General features: G+C 62.9%; 17 protein-coding genes and 1 pseudogene. 9 read left to right on the top strand and 9 right to left on the bottom strand.

Features of this window, described 5'->3' with window-relative positions:
* Positions 1-29: 29 nt before the first annotated feature.
* The gene (locus tag VGN93_RS26505) at positions 30-929 is read left to right on the top strand and encodes a LysR family transcriptional regulator (RefSeq protein ID WP_327509950.1); all 900 of its coding nucleotides are present in this window, start codon (positions 30-32) and stop codon (positions 927-929) included.
* 24 nt (positions 930-953) lie between these two features.
* Here the strand turns inward: VGN93_RS26505 and VGN93_RS26500 are convergent, their stop codons facing one another.
* The 8 genes from VGN93_RS26500 to VGN93_RS26465 all read right to left on the bottom strand — a co-directional run bounded on the left by VGN93_RS26500 (position 954) and on the right by VGN93_RS26465 (position 9,543).
* Entirely contained in the window at positions 954-1,232 is a 279-nt protein-coding gene (locus tag VGN93_RS26500; protein ID WP_327509949.1) for an FCD domain-containing protein, read from the bottom strand.
* Positions 1,219-2,742 (bottom strand): amidohydrolase family protein, encoded by a 1,524-nt coding sequence (locus VGN93_RS26495; protein ID WP_327509948.1) that lies wholly within the window; start codon positions 2,740-2,742, stop codon positions 1,219-1,221. Before VGN93_RS26495 ends, VGN93_RS26500 begins: the two co-directional genes overlap by 14 nt.
* Before the next feature lie 21 nt (positions 2,743-2,763).
* Positions 2,764-3,735, bottom strand: a complete 972-nt coding sequence (locus VGN93_RS26490; protein WP_327509947.1) for an oligopeptide/dipeptide ABC transporter ATP-binding protein — start codon at positions 3,733-3,735, stop codon at positions 2,764-2,766.
* Positions 3,728-4,732 carry an ABC transporter ATP-binding protein gene (locus VGN93_RS26485; protein ID WP_327509946.1) on the bottom strand — a complete coding sequence of 335 codons (1,005 nt, stop codon included), beginning with the start codon at positions 4,730-4,732 and terminating at the stop codon, positions 3,728-3,730. The genes VGN93_RS26490 and VGN93_RS26485 overlap by 8 nt, the downstream gene beginning before the upstream one ends.
* A gap of 35 nt (positions 4,733-4,767) precedes the next feature.
* Positions 4,768-5,958, bottom strand: coding sequence for an amidohydrolase family protein (locus VGN93_RS26480; RefSeq protein ID WP_327509945.1), 1,191 nt, complete (start codon positions 5,956-5,958; stop codon positions 4,768-4,770).
* 7 nt (positions 5,959-5,965) lie between these two features.
* Positions 5,966-6,913, bottom strand: a complete 948-nt coding sequence (locus tag VGN93_RS26475; protein WP_319313564.1) for an ABC transporter permease — start codon at positions 6,911-6,913, stop codon at positions 5,966-5,968.
* Positions 6,903-7,892, bottom strand: coding sequence for an ABC transporter permease (locus VGN93_RS26470; protein WP_319313566.1), 990 nt, complete (start codon positions 7,890-7,892; stop codon positions 6,903-6,905). Before VGN93_RS26470 ends, VGN93_RS26475 begins: the two co-directional genes overlap by 11 nt.
* A gap of 73 nt (positions 7,893-7,965) precedes the next feature.
* Complete coding sequence (locus VGN93_RS26465; protein ID WP_414714177.1) at positions 7,966-9,543, bottom strand: ABC transporter substrate-binding protein; 1,578 nt, start codon at positions 9,541-9,543, stop codon at positions 7,966-7,968.
* Positions 9,544-9,885: 342 nt separating this feature from the next.
* On the opposite strand from VGN93_RS26465, the gene VGN93_RS26460 reads away from it, so the two are divergent.
* The 7 genes from VGN93_RS26460 to VGN93_RS26430 all read left to right on the top strand — a co-directional run bounded on the left by VGN93_RS26460 (position 9,886) and on the right by VGN93_RS26430 (position 17,577).
* Positions 9,886-11,067: an ROK family transcriptional regulator gene (locus VGN93_RS26460; protein WP_327509944.1), complete on the top strand. Its 1,182-nt coding sequence runs from the start codon at positions 9,886-9,888 to the stop codon at positions 11,065-11,067.
* Between the two features lie 50 nt (positions 11,068-11,117).
* Positions 11,118-11,984, top strand: coding sequence for a PIG-L family deacetylase (locus tag VGN93_RS26455; RefSeq protein ID WP_327509943.1), 867 nt, complete (start codon positions 11,118-11,120; stop codon positions 11,982-11,984).
* A gap of 108 nt (positions 11,985-12,092) precedes the next feature.
* The gene (locus VGN93_RS26450) at positions 12,093-13,484 is read left to right on the top strand and encodes a cache domain-containing protein (protein ID WP_327509942.1); all 1,392 of its coding nucleotides are present in this window, start codon (positions 12,093-12,095) and stop codon (positions 13,482-13,484) included.
* Entirely contained in the window at positions 13,481-14,125 is a 645-nt protein-coding gene (locus tag VGN93_RS26445; RefSeq protein WP_327509941.1) for a response regulator transcription factor, read from the top strand. The genes VGN93_RS26450 and VGN93_RS26445 overlap by 4 nt, the downstream gene beginning before the upstream one ends.
* A 130-nt stretch (positions 14,126-14,255) precedes the next feature.
* Complete coding sequence (locus tag VGN93_RS26440; protein ID WP_327509940.1) at positions 14,256-14,804, top strand: TRAP transporter small permease subunit; 549 nt, start codon at positions 14,256-14,258, stop codon at positions 14,802-14,804.
* 18 nt (positions 14,805-14,822) lie between these two features.
* Entirely contained in the window at positions 14,823-16,394 is a 1,572-nt protein-coding gene (locus VGN93_RS26435) for a TRAP transporter large permease subunit (protein WP_327509939.1), read from the top strand.
* Between the two features lie 67 nt (positions 16,395-16,461).
* Positions 16,462-17,577, top strand: a complete 1,116-nt coding sequence (locus VGN93_RS26430) for a TRAP transporter substrate-binding protein (protein WP_327509937.1) — start codon at positions 16,462-16,464, stop codon at positions 17,575-17,577.
* Between the two features lie 161 nt (positions 17,578-17,738).
* On the opposite strand, the pseudogene VGN93_RS26425 reads toward VGN93_RS26430, so the two are convergent.
* Positions 17,739-18,066: pseudogene (locus VGN93_RS26425) on the bottom strand (integrase); the annotation flags it as partial.
* Positions 18,067-18,326: 260 nt separating this feature from the next.
* Between VGN93_RS26425 and napE the strand changes: the two are divergent.
* Positions 18,327-18,494 (top strand): periplasmic nitrate reductase, NapE protein, encoded by a 168-nt coding sequence (gene napE / locus VGN93_RS26420; protein WP_414714182.1) that lies wholly within the window; start codon positions 18,327-18,329, stop codon positions 18,492-18,494.
* Positions 18,495-18,497 lie beyond the last annotated feature (3 nt).

The following is an 18,497-nucleotide window of genomic DNA, read 5'->3' as shown; positions in this document are numbered from 1 at the left end:
ATTCCGCACAATCAGGAGAGCGCTGGCGCTTGGACCGTATCGATCTCTTCCGCACCTTCTGCCGCGTCGTCGAATGCGCGAGCTTTACCCGCGCCGCAGATACGCTCGGGCTTCCGCGTTCGTCGGTATCGGCTGCGGTCATCGACCTCGAAAGCCGCGTCGGTGCCCGGCTGCTTCATCGCACCACCCGAAAGGTCTCGCCGACCCAGGACGGGGCCGCGTTCTACGAGCGTTGCCTGCGGCTGATCGCCGATGTCGAGGAGACGGAAGGCCTGTTCCGCCAGACGGCAGTCGGACTTTCCGGAAAACTCCGCATCGACGTGCCCGGCCGGATCGGCCGCCTCATCATCGCGCCCGCGCTCCCTGAATTTCTGGCGCGCTACCCGCAACTCGACATCGAACTGCGTGTCACCGATCGTGCGGTCAACCTGGTCGAGGAGAGTGTCGATTGCGTCCTGCGTGTCGGGCTGCTGAGCGATTCAGGCCTTGTCGCCCGCAAGATCGGCGACCTCGCGCTGATCAATGTCGCGAGCCCCGCCTATCTCGCCGCCTATGGCACGCCCGGTTCGCCTGCCGATCTCGCTGCTCATCTTGCCGTCAATTACGCCTCGCCCTCGACCGGGCGCGTCGAGGATTGGGAGTGGATCGAGGACGGTGCGGTGCGGACGGTGCCGACGCGCGCCCGCGCTACGGTCAACAGCGCCGAAGCCTATATCGCCTGCTGCCTTGCCGGCCTCGGGCTCATCCAGATCCCGGCCTATGACGTGAGGAGCCACCTCGATGCGGGCGAACTCGTCGAGGTGATGCCGGATCACCGGGCGGCGGCGATGCCGATGACCTTGCTCTACCCGCATCGCCAGCATCTCTCCCGCCGGCTTCAGATTTTCGCGGACTGGCTGGAGGCCTTGCTGAAGCGCGCGCTTCTGTAATCCCGCCGCGATGTCGTTCAAAGGTCAGCTGGCCCTTTCGGATTCGATGTATTCGAGTGTCCGCATATAGTGCGCGACGAGCAATTGTTTGGCTTCGCCGACATGTCCGTTGAGGGCGGCATCGGCGATGCGCTTGTGTTCATCCTGGCCGCTGCGGCGGGGATAGGCGGCACTTGCCGATATGAAGACGCAGCGTTGCGCGTGGTCCATCAGCACTTCGCAGAACTGCACGAGCCACGACGAGCCGCAATTGGCGATCAGCGCGAGATGGAAGTCGTGGTCGTTGGCGTCAACACGTATCATGGCGAATTTTCGCATATCCGCTAACGGGTGAGTGCGATTCAACAAGAGGATAGGCCGACGAGAAAATCTCCGATATGGGCGGGTGATGCACGGTGCGGTCGGGATATTTGGCCGTCATGGCATCGAACTGCCTTTGAGCCTGGCGTCCATAGGCGTCGAAATCGACGCCCGGGATGACGCGGTCCTCCATGACCGGTCTTCCATCGATGAAGACGCTTCTGACGTCGCGGCCGCTGCCGGTGAGCATCAGCGTCTGGATCGGGTCGATCACCGGGCCGACATCGGGGGTCGACAGATCGAATACGACGATATCCGCCCGGGCGCCGGGTTGCAGCCGCCCTAGGTCGGGCCGGCCGAGCGCATCGGCGCCGCCCACCGTTGCGGCGTCGAAATAGTCTTCCGACCGCACCGTCGTCACGCTGCGGTCGAGCACGCGGTTGACCAGCATGCCGACCTGCATGTTCAAAACCATATCCGGCGGCGCGGTATCGGTGCCGAGCGCCAGCCTGATGTCCTTTCCGCGGAAGCTGGAAAATGTCGCAAGTGCGTCTCCGTGACGGGCCGCCACGAGCGGGCAGTGCACGATGACCGATCCGCGGTCCCGGATGATATCGAGATCATGGCCGGCCTCGTCCATGTTGCGGGACGGGCTGACATAGGTGCCATGCGGCAGAAGCGTGCGGTGGTTCAGGAAGCCGAGACTGTCCAGCCATTCGACGGAGGTCTTGCCGTGCAGGTGCCGAACCGTATCCCGCTCGAAGCGACCCTGGTTGCAATGAAGCCGGACCGGAACCGCAAGCTCCGAACCCGCGAGAGCCGTTTGCGAGAGCAGCGTTTCGGTGCAGGTCTCTATGCGATCCGGGGCAAGCATGGTTCGAACACGACCGAAGGCCTTGCCCTCGAAATCCTTGCAGAACCGCACCGCGTCGGCGAGACCCTGAAGACCCCGCTCCTCGTCGAAGAACAGGGAGACGGCGCCATTGTCGGCCACGACAGGATTGCCGGTTCGATAGGCGGGTCCGAGATAAACGCGCATTCCGAGGTCTTCGGCAGCAGCAGCCGCGGCGGCAAACTCGGCATAGGTCTCGCCCCATTCCCTGTAGTAAAGGGAGGCGATCGGCAATGCGGTGGTGATGCCGTTGCGGATCAGTCGCGCAAAGGCATAGCGCTTCTGGAATGCGAGCTCGTCCTGCGAATACATTTCATAGGGACCGCGGTCCATGTAGCTTTGCGGCCAGGTCCGGCCCTTTTTCCATTCCGGGTGGTTGTCATAGGAAAAAACCGTGGTGTCCAGGTCCGACAGGGCATCGAGGTCGATCATGCCCGGCGCGATCAGCGCCTCGCCATAGTCGATGCGGCGCGCCACCACACCGGGAAAACCATGACCCACGAAGATCACCTGGCCGCGCTCGAAGACAATCTCGCCGCGGTGCACGAGCGTGTGGCGACCCTCGGCGTGTCCGACGATCCAGCGTGCCGAAAGCATGGTGCGACCGGTCTGCTCATTCATGTTCATGCTCCTTCGATGAGGTCAGGGCGTTGCCGGCTGTAGCGGGAAATGGCAGGCCACCCGGCGGCCGTTCTGCTCTTCCAGCGCGGGCGCGATCCGCTTGCAGATGTCCTGGGCCTGCGGGCAGCGGGGGTGGAAACGGCATCCCGAGGGAGGGGCGAGGGGGCTTGGGACCTCGCCGGCGAGCTGTTTGCGTTGCCGGTTCGGCGCCTCAAGATCGGGGATCGTGTCGATCAGCAGCCGGGTATAGGGATGGCGCGGATTGCGGAACAACTGCTCGGTCGGCGCCTGCTCCACAATGCCGCCCAGATACATCACGGCGATATGGTCGGAGGCATGCCGCACCACGGCGAGATTGTGGCTGATCAGCATATAGGTGAGGTGAAACTGGCTCTGGATTTCCTTCATCAGGTTCAGGATCTGCGCCTGGACGGAGACATCGAGCGCCGAGGTGGGCTCGTCGCAGACCAGGAATTCCGGCTCCGTCGCGAGCGCTCTTGCAATGGAAATGCGCTGCCGCTGGCCGCCCGAAAACGCGTGCGGATATTTTTCTCCGTCGCCGCGCATCAATCCCACAAGACCGAGCAGCTCGTCGACGCGTTTTCCGATCGCGGCGCCCTTTCTGAGGCCGAGCTCGCGGATGGGCTCGGCGATGATGTCCTTGACTCGCCAGCGCGGGTTGAGGCTCGCATAGGGATCCTGGAAGATCATCTGGACGCGCATGCGGCCGCCCGAGCCTGCGCCGCCGGAATAGGTCAGGTTGCCGTTGGTCGGCGTGTACAGCCCGACCGCAAGGCGCGCGATGGTGGACTTGCCGCAGCCGCTTTCCCCGACGATCGCGAATGTGCTGCCGCGCGGAACTGCAAAACTGACGCCGTCGACCGCCTTCAGGGTGCGCTTCGGCTTTCGCTTCAGCGTGCGGACCAGCCACGGTTCCGACGCATCGAACCAGAGGGCCAGGTCCGAGGCCTGCAGGGCGATGTCGTCATGCATAGGAATGTCCTTCTCCTGCGCGCCAGCAGGCCGCATGGCTGTTGCCGATGGGCAAGAGTTCCGGGCGCTCGGCGCATTTGTCGATGCGTTTCGGGCAGCGGGGTGCGAAGGGACAGCCGGACGGGACCGAACCCGGCCGCGGCATGGCGCCATCGATCTGCACCAGCCGCTCGCGCCGACGATTGAGGCTGGGGATCGAGCCGATCAATCCGGCGGTGTAGACATGCTTGGGTGCCCTCAGCACCTCTTCGACCGGGCCGATTTCCACCAGACGCCCGGCATACATGACCGCGACGCGGTCCGCGGCTTCCGCGATGACGCCCATGTCGTGCGTGACCAGCAGGATCGCCGTCTGGTGCTCGCGGCACATGGTCTTCAGCAACGACAGGATCTGGGCCTGGATCGATACATCCAGCGCGGTCGTCGGCTCGTCCGCGATGATCAGCTTGGGATCGGCGCAAAGTGCCAGGGCGATCACGACGCGCTGGCGCATGCCGCCCGAGAACTGGTGCGGATAGTGATCGATGCGGACGTCCGGTGCCGGAATGCCCACCGCACGCATAAGGTCGAGCGCGCGCTGCCGCGCCTGACGGCGGCTCACCGGCAGATGTGTGAGGATGGTTTCGGTGATCTGGTCGCCGATGCGCATGAGCGGATCGAGCGAGGTCAGCGGATCCTGGAAGATGGCCGCGATCGAGCGGCCCCGCAGCTTGCGCATGTCGCGCGGCGCGAGCGTGTCGATGCGCCGGCCGTCGAGCGAGATCTGGCCCTCGGCGATCCGTCCGGGTGGGTCGATCAGGCCAATGATGGCATTGCCCGACAAGGATTTGCCGGCGCCCGATTCTCCGACCAAACCGAGTATTTCGCCCGGTACCATGTCGAAACTGACGCGATCCAGTGCGCGCACGCTGCCGCGTCGCGTGACGAAGTCGATGCTGAGATCGCGCACGCTGAGAAGGGGGGAGGGATCGGGTCGGTCCGTCAATGCGTTGGTCATGGGATTGCTGCCTGGCCTTTCGAGATCGACAAGCATCAAGGCGCCTCCACCAGGGCCCTGCCGTCGCGCGCCACCACGCGACCGCGTTTCAGCACCAGCTTTCGCGGCGGAAGGGTAACGACGGCTTCCGTGACGTTGCGGCCAGCGACGACCACGAGGTCCGCGAAGGCGCCGACGGCCAGGCCGTAATCGACCAACCCCATGACCTTCGCACCGCCGTGGGTGCACACGTCGAAGGCCCGCTCGATCTCGATATCCTGGCTCAGATTGTTGCGCTGGCTAAGAATTTGCGCACGTTCCAGCATATCGGCATTGCCGAAGGGCGCCCAGAGATCGCGCATGCCATCCGTGCCCGAACACACCGTGATGCCGGCGTCCAGCGCCCGGATGAGCGGCGGCACGGGAACCATGGAGGGGCCGGTCGACATCAGCGCGACGCCGGCCGCGGCGATCTCGTCGAGCAGGCGGGAAATGCCGAGATAGTCGTTTGCACCGAGCGCAAAAGCGTGGCTGACGGTGACCTTGCCGGAAAGACCGTGCGCCCGCGTGCGCTCCAGGATCATCCGGAACGAGAACATGCCGAGTTCGCCCGGTTCATGCAGATGGATGTCGATGGGCTTTGCGTGTTTGACCGCCAGGTCGAACACCAGATCGAGATGCCCTTTCGGGTCGTGATCGATCGAGCACGGATCGAGCCCTCCCACCACGTCCGCACCCTGCCGGAGGGCTTCCTCCATCAGTTCGGCCGTGCCCTTGCGGCTCACGAGGCCCGATTGCGGGAAGGCGACGATATCGATGTCGATGACATCGCTGTATCGGTTGCGCGTGGCGCTCACGCCTTCGAAGTCTGCAAGCCCGTTCTCGGTGTCGATATCGACATGGCTGCGGATTGCCGTCGATCCCTTGGCGATGGACATGACCACCTGCCGGGCGGACTGCCGTGCGGCATCGAGACCTATGACCCGCTTCATCTGCCGCTCGTTGTCGATCTTTTCGCGGATTTCCGGGCCGAGTTTGTTTTCCACCCAGTCCATGCCGAGAAGCGTCTTGTCGAGATGGGTATGCGCCTCGACGAGGCCGGGCAGCAGGAGCGCGCTATCGCATTCCTCGACGGCGGCGCCGGTCCGGTCCAGCCCCGGCGCGATGGCCGCAATGCGGCCGTTACTGATGCCGACGTCGGTGATCGTCTTGTCCACGCGGACGTTAGAAAGTACGAGATCGAACATGTTCAGCCTATTTCAATTTCGGATTGAGGGCGTCGCGCAGCCAGTCGCCGAGCAGGTTGACGGCGAGAATGATCAGCGTCAGTTGAAGGGCGGGGAACAGCACGATCCACCAGGTGCCTGAGAAGAAGTACTCGTTTCCCAGCCGGATCAGCGTTCCAAGCGACGGCTGTGCGCTGGGCATGCCGACGCCGAGAAACGACAGCGTCGCCTCCGCCAGGATCGCCAGCCCGAGATTGAGCGTGCCGGTGACCAGAGCCGGCGTCATGACGTTCGGCAGGATGTGCTTGAGGATGATGCGTCGCCGCGGCACGTTGATGATGCGGGCGGCCATGACATATTCCTTGCGCGCCTCGACCATCGTCACCGCGCGCACCATGCGCGCGTAGACCACCCAGCTGGTGAGCGAGAGGGCCAGTACGAGGATCGCCGGTGCGAAGGTGTCGCGGTATTCCACCGGCAGGAGCCCGCGGAAGATCGCGCTGACGAGAATGGCGACAAGCAGCGTGGGGATCGACATGACGGCATCGGCAAGCCGCATGAGCAGATTGTCCAGCGCGCCGCCGATATAGCCGGCCAGAAGTCCGATGAGCACGCCGATCGTCATCGACACGGCGACGCTGGCGAGACCGATGACAAGCGAGATGCGGGATCCGTAGACGATGGCCGAAAGAACGTCACGGCCCTGCATGTCGGTGCCGAGCAGATAGGGCATCTCCCCACCTTCCGACCAGACGGGCGGGAGGTTCGCCTTGTCCAGGAAGAGCTGCATGATGTCGAACGGGTTCTGCGGCATCAGCCATCCGGCGAAGATCGACGTGAAGGCGATGACGAAAAGAACCGTTGCCGACAGCACGGCCAACGGGCTGTTGCGGAAATTCCAGGCGAGATCGGAATCCCACAGTCGCGCGAAATAAACGCGCATGGTCTCGCGCTCGACCTCGGGTTCAACGGACATTGCTGCCTCCCATCGCGGTCGAACCCATGCGCGGATCGACAACCACGTAGATCAGGTCGGTGATGAGATTGATCAGGATGAAGATGCAGCAGACGATCATGAGATAGGCCGCCATGACCGGGATATCGACGTACTGGACCGACTGCACGAAGAGGAAACCCATTCCCGGCCACTGGAAGACGATCTCGGTTACCAGCGCGAAAGCGATGAGGTCGCCGATCAGCATGCCCGTGATGGTCACCACGGGCATCAGACAGTTGCGCAGACCATGTCGGAAATAGATGGCGCGTGCCCGCAATCCGCGCGCCCGGGCGAACCGGATGAAATCCGTTCGTAGGACTTCAAGCATTTCTGAGGTCACCAGCCGCATGATGAAGGATATCTGGAACAGCGCCAGCGAGATTGCCGGCATGATCAGGGCGTAGCGCCCGCTGCTCGTCAGCAGCCCCGTCGTCCAGAAACCGAGATCGACCACCTCTCCGCGCCCGAAGGCGGGCAGGACCTGAAGTTCGATGGAGAAGGCCAGGATCAGCAGGATGCCGATCACGAAGGCGGGCACCGATACGCCGATCATGGAGATGATATGCGCCACACGAACCATGACCGAGCCGCCATTGATCGCCGCGAAAACCCCGAGTGGCAGCCCGATGAGCAGGGCGGCGATAGAGGAAACCATCACGAGCTCGAAGGTCGCGGGAAACCGCTCCGCAATCACGCCCATCACGGGCAGCTGGTTGCGGTAGCTCATGCCGAAGTCGCCCTGGACGGCGTTGGCGACGAATTTCACGAACTGCACCGGTACCGGATCGTTCAGGCCGAGACGCAGCGTGAGGGCATCGCGCTCTTCCTGCGTTGCCTGCGGGTTGAGCATCAACTGTACCGGATCGCCAAGGAACTTGAAGATCGTGAAGGCGAGCAGGGCCACGAAAAGAAGGACGACGACGGCATTGGCCAGTCGCTTGAGGACGAGAAGCAACATCCGTGATTTCCCGATAGGATTTGCATGATGGTCACGCCGCCGCGTTCATGCACGCGGCGGCGTGATCAGGGTGCTATTCGGCCATGTGCGTCAGCCAATGGCGCGCCTTGTTGTCGGACAGCTGGAGAACATCCTTGACGTTGGAGCCGACCGCCCAGGCCATGGGCTGCTGGTGAACGGGAATGAACATCGAAAGATCATTCGCGCGCTGCAACGCCTTGGACTGAAGTTCGAGCCGGGCGGTGCGGTCGATGGTGCGGCCGGCCTCGTCGATCAGCCCGTCGATCTCGGTGTCCTTCCATGCGCCCCAGTTGAAGACGCCGGCATTGCCGGTCTTCGAATGAACGACCTGGACGAGGATGGAATAGCTGTCGAGCATCGGCTCGTTGGCCCAGCCCAACGTGCCGACGTCGAACTGCATCGTGTCGAACTTGGCGTCCTGAATGGTCGTCGGCCCGACATTGAGATTGGGCCGAAGGCCGACGCGCGCCCACATGGCGGTGACGGCCTGGCAGATCTGCTCCTCGTTCACGAACTCGGTGTTCCTGCACAGGAAGGAGAACGAGAAGCCGTTCGGATAGCCGGCCTCCGCAAGCAGCGCCTTGGCCTTGTCGGGATCGTAGCTCAGGCGTTTGTCGAGGTCAGGCACGTAGCCGGGAATGGCCGGAGAGACCAACGAGCCGGTCGTGCGCGACAGGCCGCTCATGACGACCTTCTGGATCGCGTCGGCATCGATCGCGTGATACAGCGCCTGGCGCACCTTGATGTCCTGCAACGGGTTCTTGTCCGTGACATCGGATTCGAAGGCCTTGGGAGACTGGTTCATCACCAGGAAGATCGTGCGCAGTTCGTTGTTCGAGAGCACCTTGACGTTCGACGATGCCTTGAGACGGGGAATGTCCTGTAGCGGCGCCTGGTTCGTGAAGTCGATCTCGCCGGAGATCAAGGCGGCCACCCGCGTTGCCGGCGAGGTGATCGGGGTCATGACGATCCGGTCGATATTGTGCTGCCGCTTGTCCCACCATTCCGGGTTGACGTCGAAAACGGTCTCCACGTCCGGCTTGCGGGAAACGAACTTGAACGGGCCCGTGCCGTTTGCATGGCTGGTCGCGTAACCTTCCACGCCCTTCGCCACGTCGGTGGGCGCCTCGGCCTTGTTTGTCACCAGCCAGCCCTGGTCGAAGATATGGATGTTCGTGAGGTCGTTCAGCAGCAGCGGGTAGTTTTCCGTGACATGGATATCGACGGTATGGTCGTCGATCTTTTCCGAACTCACATAGGCCGGCAGATTGCCGCGAAGGGGCGACGTCTGGTCGCTCACCCGCTTCAGCGAGGCAAGCACGTCGTCGGCGGTGAAGTCCGCGCCATCATGGAACTTGACGCCCTTGCGCAGATGAAAACGCCAGACCGTCGGGCTGACGACCTCCCATTTCTCGGCCAGGGCCGGCTCGATCTGGAGCGTCGCGTCGTAACGCACGAGGCCTTCATAGACGTGGTTCAGAACGGAAAGCGTGAACGTATCCCCGTACGAATACGGATCCATGGATACGATGTCGCGCTGAGGCGCCCAGCGCATCGTGGCGGCGATTGCGGGGGCCGCCATCGCTGTCGTGAGCGCAAGCGCTATCGCTGCTGATTTTATAGTCAACATTCTCACCTCCTGTTTGACAGTTTGTCTGTCTTGACGTTCCCGGTTTTTGTATTCGCCCGCAGGGCGGGGTGAACTGGCTTCGGTTATGGATGCAGCGCCGGTTCACAATTTAGTGTCATGAGGAATGTATGAAATGTCAACGCTACTTTGTATAATTTTTTTGTATGCAATTACTGCAACCAAAGGCGCGAGTAAACCTCCGCTATACATCCGTAAGCGGAGTCATTTCTTGCATTTCGGTTTCAGTCGGGCGTTTCGCCGAAGGCCGGAAGGTGCCTTGACAAGCTCGCCAGGGGAGTCGTATCAGACTGTTAGGAAAGTTACCAGACGGTTTGTGTGAAAATGGATGTTCTTGCTGGCAGCCCCCGCGTGTTGCGAACGCTCAATGAAAAAGCCGTTCTGGAAAGGCTTCTCTCGGCAGGCCCTCTCACGCGCACGGAACTCGAAGCCTTCACCGGTCTTTCCAAGCCGGCAATGTTCGAAATGCTAAGGCGTCTCGAGGCGGCCGGGTTGATCTACCGCGATGGTGAAAAGGCCGGCACGTCCGGCCCGAAGGCCGGTCTCTGGTCGATCGAGCCGACATCGAGCTACGTCGTCGGGATCGATGTCACGCGCCACGGCATCGATGCCGCACTGGCAGATTTGACCGGCAAAACCATTGCCACGGCCTACCGGGCCTGCGAGCCGGATGAGCGCTACGATGCGCGCGACAGGCTGTTCAAGGTTGTCGAGGAACTGACGGAGCAGGCCTCCGTTCAACCGGGGGCGGTCGACCAGTTCGTCGTGGGCCTGCCGGGAATCGTCGACATCGAACACGGCAATCTGCGCAAGGGACAGCAACTCCAGAACTGGGAAGGCTTCCATATCGCCGATGCCATCAGCGAATGGATCGGCCATGGCCATGTGCTGATCGAGAATGACGTCAATCTGGCTGCGCTGGAGGAAATGTCCTCGGGCGTGGCACGCGGCATTCAGTCCTTCATCCTGTTCTGGATGGGCGACGGGGTCGGGGCGGGGGTGGTGATCGATGGCAAGCTGCTGCGCGGTACGACCGGAGCCGCAGGCGAGTTGGGCGGCATCGTCGTCGCGCGGTCGCAGCCCGATCGTGGGGGCGTCGCGCCGCTTGAGAATCTTCTTAGCCAGTCCGCGATCGAGGCGCTGGCCACCGAATACGGCTTGTCGGGCACCGATTGCGTGGACGCCATCCGCAGGGCTGCCAAGGCCAATGAACAGTCCGGCTTTTTTTCCGAACTGGCGCAGCGGGTAACGGCGGGCCTTGCCGGTGCGATCGGAATTCTCGATCCACAGATGGTGGTGCTGGGCGGCGTCATGGGCAGGGCGGCCGGGGCGCCTTTGGTCGAGCATGTCATCGAAAATCTCCGCCCGCTGATCGTTTCCCTGCCGGTGATCGTCCCTTCCGCCGTCAAGGAGAGTGGCGCGCGCGACGGCGCGGTCGCGCTGGCGCTGCGCCATGCGCGTGAGCGTCTTTTTGCCGGGGGCAGCGCCGCACGCGGGCAACCATAAACATCCCCTCATCAATCAAGCGATCACCCGAGCGAACCGGGAACGGTCCTTTGCGCCATTCATTTTCCAGGAGTTTCGGAATGTCTTATCCTCTCAAGGTCATCGTCGTCGTCGCGCATCCGGATGAGGCGGAGCTTTACACCGGCGGCACGACGGCACGGCTGGCCGGCGCAGGTGCAGCGGTAAAATATCTGTCGCTGACCAATGGCGATGCGGGGCATCACCAGGTGTCACGCAAGCCCCTGCGCCGCCGGAGGGCGAATGAGGCCTATGCCGCGGCGCGCCATCTGGGCGTGCTGGACTACGAAATCCTGAACATTCACGACGGCGGACTGATGCCAGACGCAGCCCTGCGCAAAGCGCTGATCGCATCGGTGCGGCGCTGGCAGGCCGATATCGTCATCACGTTCCATGACGATTGCCCCGGCCATACCGACAACCGCATGGCCGGGCGTGCGGTGCGCGAGGCTGCCGGGTTCTTTGCCAATGCCAATGTCGCGCCCGGCACGCCCGCGCTTGCAAGGTCGCCCATCTGCCTCAAGATCACCGACCACTGGGCCATCGGTACGCATCGCCACGATGTCGTTGTCGGCGTGGACCCGTTCATCGAGCAGAAAGTCAAAGCCTGCGATGAACATGCCAGCCAGTTCTACGAGTTCGCCCTCTATGAGCGGGGTATGCGCAACGACACGATCGCGACATTGAGCTGGGAAGAGCGTCGCGCGTTCATCCTGAAAAACTGGGCGGAATTCATGTATGCCAGCCCGGACATGCTCGCGGCGCTGACTGCTCTGAACGCGCGCGAGCCCGAAACGACGAGGTTCGCAGAGAGCTTCCAATTGGCCGATTATGGACGCGAGACGACGGCCGTGGAGGTCTATGATCTCCTTTGCACCGGCAGGCCAATCGACGCGTAGCGGAAAGACCGACCGAAAAAGAGCATCTGGTGCACGGCGCCGGCTCGGGGTAGCGTCGACGGTCTCGCAGGTCGCCAGGACCGTGCGTCTACTATTTCGGGGACTACAGTGAACCTTCGCCATCAGATCGTCGCGCTTGCGCTCGTCCCGCTCGTCATTGCGATCCTCACCATCACCGCCTTCATCACCTGGCAGGCGACGAGCCTCGCCCAGAGCAGCATCGACACGTTCGAGCGCAACATGCTGAAGGCGAAGGAGAGCGAGTTGCTCAACCTCACCAACCTCGCCCGCTCGGCGATCGAGGAGGTCTATGCCGCGGCGGATGCGAACGACGAGACGGCCAAGGATCGCGTGCGCAGCATCCTGACGTCGCTCGATTACGGGAAGGACGGCTATTTCTTCGTCTATGACTACGATGGCAACAATGTCGTGCATCCGCGCCAGGCCTTCCGGCCGGGGCACAACTGGATGGACCTGACCGACCCCGACGGGAACCAGGTGATCGCCAACCTGATCCGGAAGGCCAAGGAGGGTGGCGGCCTGTACCAGTACAAGTGGGAAAAGCCGTCATCCGCAACCATGGCCGACAAGCTCTCCTTCGCCGTGGGGCTCGACAAGTGGCAGTGGATGCTGGGAACCGGTGTCTATCTCGATGACGTCTTCGCCCAGACGGCGGCGGCGAAGGCGGACCTGCGGGAGAAGATCGGCCACACCTTCCTCGTCGTCGCGCTCATTGCCGTGCCCGCCGTGATGGTTGTCTTCGCCACCTGCATGCTCGTGACGCTGCGCGAGCGGCGCATGGCGGACGGCAAGCTGAAGGCCCTGACCCAGCGGATCATCAACACCCAGGAGGAGGAACGCGCGCGCCTCGCCCGCGAACTGCACGACGGCATATCGCAGAACCTCGTCGGCGTGCGTTATGCCATCGACCTCGCAAGCCGGAAGGTCCGCAACCACACCGAAGACGCCTCCAGCGCCATCGAAAAGGGCGTGGACGCCCTCAACGGCGCGATCAAGGAGGTCCGTCGGCTGTCGCACGACCTGAGACCGCCGGCGCTGGACGACCTTGGCCTGACCGCTGCGCTGACGGCGCTCAGCAGCCATTTTTCTGAACGAACCGGCATTCGGACCGTGCTGGAAGCCGATCCCGGCAAGGACAGGCTGAAGCCCGAAGCGAGCACCGCGCTCTACCGGGTGGCGCAGGAAGCGCTCAACAATATCGAGCGTCATTCCGGCGCCCGAGATGTGCAGATCAGGCTCTGGAACGCCCGCGGGCGAGCACGTATGACGGTCACCGACAACGGCAACGGTTTTGAGGACGGCGTGGGCGGGACCAGGGACGGGCATCTGAACGGCCTCGGCCTGCGCAACATGCAGGAGCGCATGGCGCATTTCGGCGGCGTGCTGCTGGTCAAGAGCACGTCGGAGGGCACGGTATTGACCGCGATGCTGCCGCTCTCGGCCAATGCGGACACTGAGAAGCGGGCGGAAGCCGCATGAGCGAGGCCAAGCCGATCAAGGTTGTTCTCATCGACAACCATCCGCTGGTTCTCGACGGTCTGCGTGCCGTGCTCGAAACCTTTCCGCATATCGAGGTGGTCGGCACCGCGGGACTGGCGCTGAGCGGGCTGGAGGTCGCGATGAAGACCAACCCGGCCGTGGTGCTGATCGATATCAACATGCCGAAACTCAGCGGCATCGAGGCCATCGAGCTGTTCAAGGCGAGGCTGCCGGATTGTCGTATCGTGATGCTCTCCATGCACGACAGCCGCGAATATATCTCGGCCTCCGTCCTGCACGGTGCGTCGGGCTATGTTCTCAAGGACGTCTCGACCGACGAGATCGTCACGGCGATCGAGACGGTTGCGGCGGGAAAGACCTATTTCTCATCCGGCGTTTCCGACGTTCTTCTCGATCGACGGCCGAGCGAGCCCGCCAATCCGCTGACCAGCCGCGAGCACGACGTGCTGATGCTGCTGGCCTCCGGCAAGAGCAACCGCGACATCGCTCAGTCGCTTTCCCTTTCCGAGGCGACGGTCGAAACACATCGCAAGAACATCAAGAAGAAGCTCGGGATTTCCACGACCGCGGGCCTTATCCGCTATGCGATCGACAACGGTTTTAGTCTCGCGGACGGCTGAGACCGGCGCCTACCCACTACTGGGTAGGCGGTTTTATTTGGCGATCTCCGCCGTCTTGTTCCCCCAACAAGGACGCCATACGACTTCCGCGACGGTCGGCAGAGAGGTGCCGGCTGGGGAGGAATTCATCATGTCCGGCCTTTTGTCGCTGTCGCGCGCCATCGACGCGCTCAACACGTTTATTGGAAAATCGGTGTCGTGGCTGCTGCTCGCCGCGGTGCTGATCAGTGCCGTCAACGCGGTCACGCGAAAACTCTTCAACCTGAGTTCCAACGCCTGGCTGGAAGCGCAGTGGTACTTGTTTTCCGCCGTCTTCCTGATCGCGGCCGCCTACACGCTTTTGAGCAGCGAGCATGTGAAGGTCGATCTGGTCTATGGCCACATGCCGCGCAGGGCGCAGCTCTGGGTCGAGATCATCGGCACGCTGTTCTTCCTGTTCCCCTTCTGCCTGATCACCATCTACCTGTCCTGGCCGATCGTGGTTTCGAAGTTCCTGAGCGGCGAGGTGTCCAACAACACCGGCGGCCTGCTTCTGTGGCCCGTCTGGGCGCTGATCCCCATCGGCTTCGGCCTGCTGACGCTGCAAGGCGTCTCCGAATTGATCAAGCGCATCGCGATCCTCACGGGCGCCCTGCCCGATGCGGTCGCCTTGGCCGATGCCGAAGCCCAGACGCTCTGATTTCAGGAACACGATCCCATGTTTGCTTTCTTCGCGGAAAATCTCGCGCCCATCATGTTCCTGTCGCTGATCGTCGTGCTGCTGATGGGCTATCCCGTCGCCTTCGCACTGGCCTTCGTCGGCTTCGTCTTCGGCTTCATCGGCATTGAAATGGGCCTGTTGCCGATCAACCTCTTCGGCGCCGTGCCCGACCGAATCTTCGGGCAGATGTCGAACGAAACCCTGCTCGCCATTCCCTTCTTCACCTTCATGGGATTGATTCTCGAACGAAGTGGCATGGCGGAGGATCTGCTCGACACGATCGGCCAGCTGTTCGGCCCGATCCGCGGCGGTCTCGCCTTCGCGGTCATCTTCGTCGGTGCCATCCTTGCGGCCACCACCGGCGTCGTCGCGGCCTCGGTCATCTCGATGGGCCTGATCTCGCTGCCGATCATGCTGCGCTACGGCTACGACCGGCGCGTGGCGGCCGGCACGATCGCAGCGTCGGGAACGCTCGCCCAGATCATCCCGCCGTCGCTCGTGCTGATCATCCTCGCCGACCAGCTCGGCCGTTCGGTCGGCGACATGTACAAGGGCGCGCTGGTGCCCGGCCTGATGCTCGTCGCCATCTATGCCGCCTACATCATCCTGATGTCCTACCTGCAGCCCGCAAGCGTACCGGCGCTGCCGCCGGAAGCGCGCACGCTGCGCGGCTGGAAGCTTGGCCGCAAGGTCGTCACCTCGCTGGTGCCGCCGCTCGTGCTGATCTTCCTGGTGCTCGGCACGATCTTCATCGGCCTTGCGACACCCACCGAAGGCGGCGCCATGGGGGCGGTCGGCGCGCTGGCTCTGGCCGCAGGCAACCGCCGCCTCGACCTCTCCATGATGAAGTCGGCGCTCTATGCGACGGCAAAACTGTCGTCCTTCGTGATCTTCATCCTGCTCGGCGCGCGCGTCTTCTCGCTGACGTTCTACGGTGTCGACGGCCATATCTGGGTCGAGCACCTGATGACCTCGATCCCCGGCGGGGAAATCGGCTTCCTCATCGTCGCCAACCTGCTGGTGTTCTTCCTGGCCTTCTTCCTCGATTATTTCGAGCTGGCCTTCATCATCATCCCGCTTCTGGCGCCGGTCGCCGATGCGCTCGGCATCGATCTCATCTGGTTCGGCGTGATGCTGGCGATCAACATGCAGACCTCGTTCATGCACCCGCCCTTCGGCTTCTCGCTGTTCTACCTGCGCTCCGTCGCACCCAACCGGGCCTACAAGGACAGGGTGACCGGCGCGACGATCCAGCCGGTGACCTCGGGCCAGATCTACATGGGCGCCCTGCCGTTCCTCGGGATCCAGCTGTTCATGGTGGCCGTCGTCGTGGCGTTCCCTGGTCTCGTCACCCATTACAAGTCCGGCGCGGCCGCAGTCGATCCGGCGAGCATCCAGCTGAACGTGCCGATGCCGGGTGCCGAGGGTGAAAACCCGTTCGGAACGCCGACGCAGCCCTTCGGCGCGCCGGAATCGTCCGATGACAATTCGACGCCGTCCTTCGGAACGGAGACGCCCGACTTCGGTTCGCCGCAGCCAAGCTTCGGCCAGCCCGCCCAGTCCAACTGACACCAACCAACGGTCCCGGTCGGACATGCGTGCCGGCCGGACCATGCAGCCACCTGAGGAGGAAACGATGACTGATACCTTAAACCGCCGCAACTTTCTGACCAAGGGCGCGCTCGGCGGCGCCGCAGCGGTTGCCGGCGCATCGCTTGCGGCACCCGCAATCGCCCAGGAACTGCCGACCCTGAAATGGCGCCTGACATCCGGCTTCCCGAACAACCTTGACACGATCTATGGCGGCGCCGTCGTCATGGCCGAAGCGCTGTCGAAGATCACCGAGGGCAAGTTCCAGATCCAGGTCTTCCAGGCCGGCGAACTGGTGCCCGGCCCGCAGGCGATCGATGCGGTGCAGAGCAACACGGTGGAAATCGCCCATACCTGCGGCTACTACTTTACCGGCAAGAACCCGACCTTCGCGATCGGCTCGACCATCCCTTTCGGCCTCAACGCCCGCCAGCAGAATGCCTGGCTGTATCACGGCGGCGGCAACGAGCTTTATGACGAGTTCCTGTCGGAATACGGCATCGTCGGCAAGCCCGGCGGCGGCACCGGCGCGCAGATGGGCGGCTGGTTCCGCAATGAGATCAAGTCGCTCGACGACCTCAAGGGCACCAAGATGCGCATTGCCGGCGTTGCCGGCGAAGTCATGTCGCGCCTTGGCGTCGTGCCGCAGCAGCTTCCGGGCGGCGACATCTATCCCGCACTCGAACGTGGCACCATCGATGCCGCCGAATGGGTCGGCCCCTATGACGACGAACGCCTCGGCTTCTACCAGATCGCGCCCTACTACTATTACCCGGCCTATTGGGAAGGCGGGCTGACGATCCACTTCTTCATCAACAAGGCCCAGTACGAAGCCCTGCCGGAAGCCTACAAGGTCGCGCTCGACACCGCCTGCAAGGCCGCCAACATCAACATGCAGGCGCTCTACGACGTGAAGAACACGACGGCGATCCGTTCGCTGGTCGGCAAGGGCGTCAACCTGCGCCCGATGCCGCGCGACGTGATGGACGCCGCCTACAAGGCGACCTTCGAGCTCTACGCCGAATATAGCGAGAAGCACCCGGCCTGGGCGAAGATCTACCCGAGCTGGAAGAAGTTCCGCGACGAATCCTTCGAATGGTTCCGCGTCGCCGAATACAGCTACGACAGCTACATGTACGCCGCGCAGGCCGCCGGCAAGTAAGCCAGACAATGACGGCCGGGCTTCACCGCCCGGCCGACCAAACTAGACGTATCCCTGCTCTGAAATGAGATCCGCGATCGGCCTGACCGTTGGCGCGGGTGGTCGAGGAGCACAGCGGCCCGCTCTTCCGGAATGCGGGTGGTGATGGCGGTGATGCTCAGTGGCCTGGCATGGCTGTTGCGGGTGCCGGCCATCACTGTGGCTATGTGCCTGTCTTTGGGATCAAGCGTGAGGCCGCGCTGGGCATAATTTCAGGGTAGCGAGGAGAGGCACCGCTCGATGGTTGAGACGGAGTTGGCCTTGGCGCCCCTTTCAGCAGTGCCGGAAGCGCAGGCCGCCATGTAAAGCCCGACGGTCTGCGGCGTAGGCTTTGCAGGTGTTGCGGAGCTGGCCGCTTCGACACAACCGCGGAAGCGATCGGCAAGGCTGGCGAGATGAGTGGTGTCTGGTCGACGCCAACGCGAGAGGGAGGGGGCTTTCGTCCGACATCTCCGGCGTGGAAACATCACCCTTGGTCGTCGTGCCGAGAGACGGCGCTGAGATCTACTTGACGTGATTCTCGCTGTTCTGCTCGATGATTTGAGCCATGTCTGTATAGTGGCAAAAACGTCCGATAAGGCAAGTTACTCGGTCATGAGGCCTCTTTTGGATCTTGTCTTTCTGCTTTATTTTCGAAGGTGTGGTGCTACTATCACGGCAGTGAATGGTATCGGAGGACGCATCCCTTGTCTGAGGTCTCCCCGGAACAACTGACACCGCAAACGACCGGATCGAACCGGCGGCGGGAGCTTATCACGTTCTTCGTTCTTGCTTTTGGCATCTGGCCGATCGTCGCCGTCAGCGTCGTCGGCGGCTATGGTTTCCTCGTCTGGATGTTCCAGATCCTCTATGGCCCGCCGGGCCCGCCCGGACATTGAGGG

The organism is Shinella sp. (assembly GCF_035998705.1).
GTDB lineage: Bacteria > Pseudomonadota > Alphaproteobacteria > Rhizobiales > Rhizobiaceae > Shinella.
Note: the sequence above shows the minus strand (reverse complement) of the source record. Positions and strands in the feature narration are given on the sequence as shown.

Bases quoted from the DNA above. Each gene is read 5' to 3' on its own strand.
- VGN93_RS26445 (WP_327509941.1), top strand. From the start codon at position 13,481: ATGAGCGAGGCCAAGCCGATCAAGGTTGTTCTCATCGACAACCATCCG.
- VGN93_RS26490 (WP_327509947.1), bottom strand. From the start codon at position 3,735: ATGCATGACGACATCGCCCTGCAGGCCTCGGACCTGGCCCTCTGGTTC.
- VGN93_RS26460 (WP_327509944.1), top strand. From the start codon at position 9,886: ATGGATGTTCTTGCTGGCAGCCCCCGCGTGTTGCGAACGCTCAATGAA.
- VGN93_RS26500 (WP_327509949.1), bottom strand. From the start codon at position 1,232: ATGATACGTGTTGACGCCAACGACCACGACTTCCATCTCGCGCTGATC.
- VGN93_RS26470 (WP_319313566.1), bottom strand. From the start codon at position 7,892: ATGTTGCTTCTCGTCCTCAAGCGACTGGCCAATGCCGTCGTCGTCCTT.
- VGN93_RS26485 (WP_327509946.1), bottom strand. From the start codon at position 4,732: ATGACCAACGCATTGACGGACCGACCCGATCCCTCCCCCCTTCTCAGC.
- VGN93_RS26435 (WP_327509939.1), top strand. From the start codon at position 14,823: ATGTTTGCTTTCTTCGCGGAAAATCTCGCGCCCATCATGTTCCTGTCG.
- VGN93_RS26475 (WP_319313564.1), bottom strand. From the start codon at position 6,913: ATGTCCGTTGAACCCGAGGTCGAGCGCGAGACCATGCGCGTTTATTTC.
- VGN93_RS26480 (WP_327509945.1), bottom strand. From the start codon at position 5,958: ATGTTCGATCTCGTACTTTCTAACGTCCGCGTGGACAAGACGATCACC.
- VGN93_RS26495 (WP_327509948.1), bottom strand. From the start codon at position 2,742: ATGAATGAGCAGACCGGTCGCACCATGCTTTCGGCACGCTGGATCGTC.
- VGN93_RS26465 (WP_414714177.1), bottom strand. From the start codon at position 9,543: ATGTTGACTATAAAATCAGCAGCGATAGCGCTTGCGCTCACGACAGCG.
- VGN93_RS26440 (WP_327509940.1), top strand. From the start codon at position 14,256: ATGTCCGGCCTTTTGTCGCTGTCGCGCGCCATCGACGCGCTCAACACG.
- VGN93_RS26430 (WP_327509937.1), top strand. From the start codon at position 16,462: ATGACTGATACCTTAAACCGCCGCAACTTTCTGACCAAGGGCGCGCTC.